Genomic DNA, 7,721 nt, shown 5'->3' with positions numbered 1-7,721 from the left:
TTCTTCCTCCCTTGGAAGTTGCGGGCAATATGGATTGCGCTCTTGCCTTTGATGAATCCAACGACTTGAGACACCGAATACTTGGGCGGTATGGAAAGCATGATATGCACATGGTCAGGCATGAGATGCCCCTCCAGCACCTCGCATTCTTTTTGTTTGGCCAGCTCCCTCAGGATTTCTCCCAAGTATTTCCGCAATTCGACAAAGAGAGCTTTCTTGCGGTATTTTGGTATCCAGACAATGTGATACTTGCATTCCCACTTGGTGTGGCTTAGACTTTGGCTGTCGTACATGGAAGTCTCCTCTTCTTGAACTTTGAGCGGTTCAGAATAGCGAGACTTCCATATTCTCCCGGAACTGTCAAACTTCGGGAGTCCCCCGGCAGAGCCGGGGGTTTACTTATTTAAATCATCCCTGCTGCTTTTGTCTGCGGGCAAACATGGCTGCTTCCATCCCAGCTACGCAGCCTTCGCCTACGGCCTTGGCCATTTGATACGGTGGCCCAGTGATATCGCCAGCAGCATAGACACCAGGGATGTTGGTTTCCTGTTTGCGGTTTACGTCAATGTATTTGAAGTATTCCATGTCCATCTGCACGCCGATTTTTGCGGCCAATTGCAGTGCGCCTTTGGAGCCAAGCTCGATAAACACGCCGTTGGTCTTGACCACTTCGCCGTTATCGAGCAGCACTTCTTCTACGCCGGTCTCGCTGCCCCGGATTTCTTTGACACGGCGGCCTGTCAGCAGTTCCACCTTGCTTTCATGCAGTCGCCGGAGCAACTCTTCCGAGGCCTTTAACTCTGCGGCGGCCAAATAGACCTTGCTGGCATAATCAAGCAGGGTCAATGCGCCGTCAATGGCTGCGCTGTGGTTGCCAACCACCAGTACGGTCGCGTTTCGGAAGAAATTGGCATCGCAATCTACGCAGTAACTCACGCCCCGGCCTGAAAAATCGCTCTCGCCCGGCACAGCCAGCTTGGTTTTGGCGATGCCCATCGCGAGAATCAGGGTGCGACAGAGTGTACTTTTGCCGCTCTCCATCTCTAAGGCAAAAAGACCGTCTTCCTGCTGACTAATTTTGAGTAAATCTTCTGGCGAAACCTCTGCCCCAAAACGCCGCACTTGGGCTAGGCCTGCTTCGAGCAGTTGCTTGCCCTCAGTCACGCCATCAACGCAGGCATAATTCTCTACATGGGCCGGATACAGCGAGCTGCTCTCAACTCGACCCAGGAGCAGCACCTGGGTTTTCTTGCGGGCCGCGTGAATAGCTGCCTGAATGCCAGCTGGACCTGCGCCAACAATGATTACATCATAAATCGAATCGGACATCAAAACCTCCCTTGCCTTTCTGGACGTATTTCTTATATTCTGATTCCGGTGGGAAAGCTCCGCAAGAAAACTTCTTCCCCACTTCTGGTCTGTGTCCTCCCCTCTTTTCAGTTGAGGGTCGACAGAATTTTCAGAACCCGTTATAATCTGTGGGGAACGTTTCTGTTTATCTTCCCCTTTTTAAAACCTTTGCCCGGATACTCCGGCTGCTGCGAAAACGGCGGGCAGGAGAAGCGGATAAAGTGTCCGCTGTTCGGATTGCATTTCAATTCAACCCATTGCCGTTGCAGGAGTGTTTTTGTGAATTTCTCGGTTTTCAGCATGATGGCTCATGCCAGTCTCCTTGTCAAGCTGGTCATGCTCGCCTTGCTGTTTTTCTCCGTGGTCTCTTGGTGGATTATTATCTCAAAACATCTGCTCTTCGCGCGCTCCCGCAAAGCTTCGGAAGAGTTTCTCAGTGATTTCTGGGAATCAAAGACGTTGAACAATGCCTATGAGTCGGCCAAGGCTTCTGCTCTCAGTCCAGAGGCAGCTGTCTTTGTTTCAGGCTTTAATGAGCTGCGTAAAATCAGTGCCGTGCGCAGTGGCCAGACTGCCGAGAACGCAGAAAACCTCCAGATGAAGCTGGCCGTGATGGACAACCTCAAGCGGGCAGTACGCAAGGCCCAGCTCATTGAAACCGAGCGGCTGGAACGCTCTCTCAGTTTCCTGGCCACCACGGGCAGCGCGACTCCGTTCATCGGCCTTTTCGGTACGGTCTGGGGTATTTTAGTCTCCTTCCAGGAAATCGGCGCACGGGGCGGTGCCTCTTTGGCCGTAGTTGCCCCTGGCATCTCTGAGGCCCTGGTTGCCACAGCAGCTGGTCTTGCGGTCGCTATTCCAGCGGTTATCTTTTACAATCTTTATTCAAACAAGGCAGCAGACTTTCAGTCAGACATAGAGAACTTCTCCTTTGATTTTCTCAATCTGATTGAACGTGATATGCTGACCAGAAAGTAACAGCTGTTTATTGAAGAAAAAATCATGGGAATGGGTTCCATACGCGGCAAAGGCCGCAAGTCGCTGGTGGCAGAGATCAATGTGACTCCGCTGGTGGATGTGATGTTGGTGCTGCTGATCATTTTCATGGTCACTGCGCCCATGATGACCCAGGGTATTGACATCAGCCTGCCCAAAACTACAGGTGAGGCCCTGCCGCAGGATAACGACGAGAAGCCGTTACAGGTAGAGGTCAACGCTGCTGGGCAGATCTTCTTTGGCGATCATACGGCTCCGCTCAATATCGCTGATCTGCGCGATAAATTGGAGAAGCTGCCGTCAGAAAGAAGAGGAGAGCCTATTTATTTGCAGGCTGATGAAAACGTTAATTACGGCATCGTGGTGCAGATTATGGCACAGATCAAACAAGCCGGGTTTGATAAATTGGGTATGGTGACACAGCCGGATGAGCAGAAAGGCGCAGGAGGCGGAGCGCAGCAATGAACGGAATGAATTATGATGACTGGCAGGCCTTTTTAGAGCAGCGGGATGACCGTGCAGGTTGGCAGTGGCCGCTGAACCTTGCAGTGGCTATGCACCTGGCTATTTTCGCCAGCGCAGCGGTATTGCAGAACATGGCAAGCAGTGGGCCAGGCTTCCGCTTTGACAATACAGTCACGGTAAACTTTGTTAGCCTTTCTGAACCTGGCCCGACTCCGGCGGCAGCCCCGGCAACCGAGCTGGTACCGGTGCTTAAGGAGGAAGCCTCGCTGCCGCAGCCAGTTGAAATCAAGGCCCGGAAGGAACGGAAGACTGCGGTAAAGGTTGCCGAGCCAAAAAAGGAAGTCAAGCTAGAGCAGCCAGTGGCGAAAGAGGTCGTGCAGGAAACCGAACTGGAAAAGCCTGTCGCCAAGGTCGTTCAACCAGAGCAAAAGCCGCAGCTGGTTGAGAAAGCAACGGTAAAGGCAGAAGTCAAGCCGGAGCCTATTGCCGAAAAGGTGCTGCCGACAAAGCCCATCGAGAAAGAGGTCGTTGCGGTCAAGCCGGAGCAGGCAGTCAAGAAGACAGTTGAGAAAGCCCCGGAGCAGAAGGCAGCGGTAGTTTCCGCACCAAAGCCGGAAACCATTCCTGTGGTTCAGGTTAAGAAGGATGTAGTTTCCCTTAATCCGGTAAAACAGAAGAAAGAGGCTTTGGAAAAGGCGAAAATTGCCGAGGCCAAGAAACAGGAGGAAGCAGTTAAGGTCGCCAAATTGGAGGCGGAGAAAAAGGCTGCTGCTCTTGAGGAAAAAAGAATAGCCGAGGAAAAAGCGCAGAAAGAACAGACAGCAAAAATCATCGAAGCAAAAAAAGAGCGGGCCAAAATTGCTGCACAGGCAAAGAAGCAGGCTCTTGCCAAGGCCGCTAAGATAGAGGCGGAGAAAAAGGCCGCCGCCGCAGAGGCTCGGCGGAAGATCGCGGCAATGGAGCAACGGAAGGCTCTAGCAGAGGCTCGGCGCATTGAACATGAAGCGAAACAGGCGCAGCGGGCAGCAGTCAAGGCTAGAGAGCAACTCGTCCGTGCCCTTCGGCAGAATGTGGCGGTCAGCTCGGCAATAGCAGGTGTTGGTCTCGGTGGAGCTGGCAAAGGAACCGGCGCGGGCAGCGGTAGTCTGCTTGGTAATGGAGGGATCGGCTCAGGCAGTGGGGGTGTAGGGAGCACGGTTGCCTTGCGGCAGTATGCCAGCTCATTGAATGAGAAGATTAGCAGTCGCTGGAAAGTGCCGGAAATGGTCAACGCCGACCGGAAACTGAAAACCGTGGTCGCGCTGACCGTGAGCAAAGCTGGCACTATTGAAGACATGAAGATCGAGCAGAAATCCGGCGATGCCTTGTTTGATCAGTCAGTGCTCAAGGCACTGCGTAGTGCCGAGCCGTTGCCGAATTTCCCTGCCCTGATCCGCGAGCCGAAGTTGGAGTTTGCTTTGAATTTTACTCCCCAGGGACTGACGTTATAACATTTTATTTCATTCACTATGCACGCAATCAACCTGTCCAAATCCTGTTTTGCTGTTCCCTTGGTACTGCTGTTTCTGTTGCTGACCGATTTCCAGGCCGCAGCCGAGCGCATCCAGCTCGATATCTCTAACTCAGGGGTGCGTAAGGTGGGAGTCGCGGTGCCGCCTTTTGCTGACGGCTCTGGCAACCAGGACACTGGCACTGGCAAGGACATTGCCCGACTGATTATCAGCGGGCTGGAGTTCCACGGCTTTATCCAGACCATTGATCCCCTGCGAGGCAACGCCAGCGGCGCAGATTATGTGGTACAAGGCAAATATTCTTCTGTGGGCGGGCAGACGATGATAGAAGCCAGCCTGCTCGACACAGCAGCGGGGAAAAGCTTGCCCGCGCGCCAGTTCCATGGCTTGCCCTCTGAGCAGGACGAGTTAGCTCTGCGCCTGGTTGATGCCTTAGTCGAGGACTTCACCGGCGAGCCGGGCATTAGTCGCACCTCTATCGCCTTTGTCTCCGACGGCACTGGCAGCAAGGAGGTCTATCTCTCCGATGTGCTCGGTCGCAATGTCCGCCAAGTCACCCGGCATAACCATCTCTGCGTCTCGCCGCGCTTCACTATTGATGGCCGGATGTTGGCCTACTCCTCCTATCATCGCGGCAATCAGAATCTCTATATCACTGACCTCAGCCAGAACCGCGTTACCAAGGCGATCTCACGGCGTGAGGGCATGAATTTGGCGCCTGCCTTTTCACCAGACGGCAGGACGATGATCGTCACCTTAAGCCGGGACGGCAGTCCTGACCTTTATAGAATGGATATGCAGGGACGTATCATCGACCGGCTAACCCAACGCTCTGGCATCAACGTCTCGCCCTCCTTTTCGCCAGACGGCAGGCAAATCGCCTTTGTCTCTGACCGCAGTGGCAAGCCACAGGTCTATCTGATGGATTTGGGCAGCAGAAGAACGCGCCTCCTGACTCTTCAGGGCGAGGAAAATGTCGAGCCGTCTTGGTCACCCAAAGGGGACAAGATCGTTTACACCAGCCTGACTGCCGGACATTATCACCTCTTCAGCATTCCGGCAGGCGGCGGCTCACCGACCCGCATTACCTCCGGCTACGGCGACTACGAGTCCCCGACTTGGTCGCCAGATGGCAGGCAAATCGCCTTTTCCCGTAAACGGAATGGGCAGATGGAAATCTGTGCCATCCACGCCAATGGCAAAGGCGAGCGGACGCTCTTCCGATTACAGGGCAACCAGTCGTATCCGCGCTGGTCACCGCGCCGCCGTAACTGATTTTTTTCTTGCCCACTTATTTCCACCAGAGGTTGCTCATGAAAGGATTCAGCAATATGGCAGCAGCAGGCTGCGCTCTGCTGCTACTCTGCCAGTGCGCCAGCCAGGATGAGGTGCGGAAGTTGAACTACCAGCTCCGCTCCATGAATCAGAAAGTGAAAACGGTCGAGTCGCAGACAGATGAGAAGCTCAAGGAGGTGGAATCAAAAGCCGCTGACAAGCAGCTCAAAGAGGCGGCCAACGCAGCCAGTCGGCTTGAAGAAATGGCCGAAGAGGCCCGCCAGCTCCGCTCTGTGAATCAAGAAAACATCGAGCGCTTCAATCAGTATAAGGCCGAAACCGAGGACAAAATCGCCGCGCTCCAGGCTGCGCTTGAGCAGGTAAAGACAGAGAACGGGCATCTGAGCAAATCCAACGAGAACCTGGTGCAGTCGCTGGAACAGAGAATTGAACAACTCAGTAATGGTCTTGAGCAGGCGAGCCAGGACAAGGTGCATGATGCCGCCCAGAAGGCCAGAGAGGCGGAGCAGCGGGCCAAAGAAGCGGCTGAAAAGGCGGCTGAAGCAAGAAGAAAGGCAGATATAGCCTTACGCGCCGCAGGCGAGGAAGGAACTGCCAGCAGCGGGGAAGGCGATGTAACGACCATTGAGCCGGGGAACAGAAAGGTGCGCAAAGCACCTGTCGAGCCAAGCCAGCAGGTGGAGCAGTCACCACCAGAGGAGGAGGACGGCTTTGAAACGCCTGTCCGGCAGGAGGAAAAAGCTCCTGCCCCTCCTGCTGCCGAAGAGGTGAAAAAAGAGCCTGCTCCAGCAGCAGATGAGGCTGAGGACAAGGCTGAGGACGGTCTGCTCGGCAAGGGTATGAACAGCTTCAAAGAGAAGAACTACAAAAAGGCCTACAAGCTGTTCGAGCAGCATTTGGCTGGTCAGCCCAACGGCAAACAGGCAGCCAAGGCCCTCTATTTGATGGGCGAATGCCTGTTCAACCAGGGCGAATATGATCTCGCCATCCTCGATTACCAAAAAGTAATCTCCAACTACAACGGCGATCCGCACATCTCGGCGGCCCTGCTCCGGCAAGCAATGTCCTTTGAGAAGCTGACTGACAAAGAGACTGCCAAAATCATCTACGGCAAGCTGATCTCCGAGCATCCCGACAGTCGCGAGGCCAAGGTGGCAAAGGAGCGGATGGAGAATCTGCGTCAGCCCTAAATGCCCAGTGACAAGCAGCGGCTTGACCAGCTGCTGATCAAGCGAGGCCTGGCTGTGGATGCCGCAGCAGCCCGCGCCTTGATCGGTGCAGGCCGGGTGTTAGTTGGCACCAGTACGGACTGCAAGGCTGGGACGCTGGTGGCAGCAGACAGCGAGATCCGGCTGAGGAAAAGTTCCCCTTATGTCAGCCGCAGCGGTGAAAAGCTGGCGGGTGGGTTGCGGGATTTCCATCTTGATCCTAGCGGCTGGATTTGCGCTGACATCGGCTGCTCCACCGGCGGTTTCACTGATTGTCTGCTTCAGCAGGGCGCGGCGCGGGTTTATAGCGTTGATGTCGGCTATGGCCTGCTAGCTTGGAAACTGCGCCAAGACCAGCGGGTAGTAGTGTTGGAGCGCACTAACGCCCGCTTGTTGACCAAGGCGCAGATTCCCGATCCCTTAGATTTAGTCGTCATTGATGCCTCGTTCATCTCGCTTCAACTCCTGCTACCGCCTTTGTTGCCGCTGTTCGACGGCCCAGCGCAGATTGTCGCCTTGGTAAAGCCGCAGTTTGAGTTACCGAAAAGCAAGGTTGGCGCGGGCGGCATCGTCCGCGAGCAGCATCTGCACGCAGAAGTTTTGCTTGAGATGAGCCGGTTCGCAGGCGAGATCGGCCTCACCTGCGTTGGCAGCGCAGCCGCTGACATCTGTGGAGCCAAGGGGAACCAGGAATTTCTTTTGCATTTGATATCCTGCATAGGTCAACAAGAATAGTGCTCGTTGGCCAAGGAGTTTGGCTCGGCCAGAAAAGAGTTGAAGTCGGCAGAAGAGGAGTTCGGCTTGGCCAAACTCCTTTCCTAGTCGGTCGCAAAGGAGTTTTACCGACTCAAACTCCTTTCCAAGTCGGCAGAACTTCTTTGCTACTCGGCCAGAC

8 protein-coding genes and 1 pseudogene are annotated in these 7,721 nt (G+C 54.6%); 7 read left to right on the top strand and 2 right to left on the bottom strand.

Features of this window, described 5'->3' with window-relative positions:
* Together tnpA and ACNKIB_RS06270 are read right to left on the bottom strand one after the other, a co-directional pair.
* Positions 1-293 (bottom strand): IS200/IS605 family transposase (tnpA, locus tag ACNKIB_RS06275; RefSeq protein WP_417909691.1); only part of this gene is annotated, 293 nt, incomplete at its 3' end.
* Positions 294-408: 115 nt separating this feature from the next.
* Positions 409-1,329: an NAD(P)/FAD-dependent oxidoreductase gene (locus ACNKIB_RS06270; protein WP_417909690.1), complete on the bottom strand. Its 921-nt coding sequence runs from the start codon at positions 1,327-1,329 to the stop codon at positions 409-411.
* 300 nt (positions 1,330-1,629) lie between these two features.
* On the opposite strand from ACNKIB_RS06270, the gene tolQ reads away from it, so the two are divergent.
* The 7 genes and pseudogenes from tolQ to ACNKIB_RS06235 all read left to right on the top strand — a co-directional run bounded on the left by tolQ (position 1,630) and on the right by ACNKIB_RS06235 (position 7,561).
* Complete coding sequence (tolQ, locus tag ACNKIB_RS06265) at positions 1,630-2,328, top strand: protein TolQ (protein WP_417909689.1); 699 nt, start codon at positions 1,630-1,632, stop codon at positions 2,326-2,328.
* A 24-nt stretch (positions 2,329-2,352) separates the two neighbouring features.
* On the top strand, positions 2,353-2,811 hold the full coding sequence (gene tolR / locus ACNKIB_RS06260; protein WP_417909688.1) for a protein TolR: 459 nt from the start codon (positions 2,353-2,355) through the stop codon (positions 2,809-2,811).
* On the top strand, positions 2,808-4,301 hold the full coding sequence (tolA, locus tag ACNKIB_RS06255) for a cell envelope integrity protein TolA (RefSeq protein WP_417909687.1): 1,494 nt from the start codon (positions 2,808-2,810) through the stop codon (positions 4,299-4,301). The genes tolR and tolA overlap by 4 nt, the downstream gene beginning before the upstream one ends.
* Before the next feature lie 194 nt (positions 4,302-4,495).
* Positions 4,496-4,570, top strand: a pseudogene (locus ACNKIB_RS06250) (hypothetical protein); the annotation flags it as partial.
* Positions 4,571-4,643: 73 nt separating this feature from the next.
* On the top strand, positions 4,644-5,597 hold the full coding sequence (locus ACNKIB_RS06245) for an LpqB family beta-propeller domain-containing protein (protein WP_417909693.1): 954 nt from the start codon (positions 4,644-4,646) through the stop codon (positions 5,595-5,597).
* A gap of 38 nt (positions 5,598-5,635) precedes the next feature.
* The gene (locus ACNKIB_RS06240) at positions 5,636-6,808 is read left to right on the top strand and encodes a tetratricopeptide repeat protein (protein ID WP_417909686.1); all 1,173 of its coding nucleotides are present in this window, start codon (positions 5,636-5,638) and stop codon (positions 6,806-6,808) included.
* Positions 6,809-7,561, top strand: a complete 753-nt coding sequence (locus tag ACNKIB_RS06235; protein WP_417909685.1) for a TlyA family RNA methyltransferase — start codon at positions 6,809-6,811, stop codon at positions 7,559-7,561.
* Positions 7,562-7,721 lie beyond the last annotated feature (160 nt).

The organism is Candidatus Electronema sp. PJ (genome assembly GCF_048287395.1).
Classification (GTDB): Bacteria; Desulfobacterota; Desulfobulbia; order Desulfobulbales; family Desulfobulbaceae; genus Electronema.
Note: the sequence above shows the minus strand (reverse complement) of the source record. Positions and strands in the feature narration are given on the sequence as shown.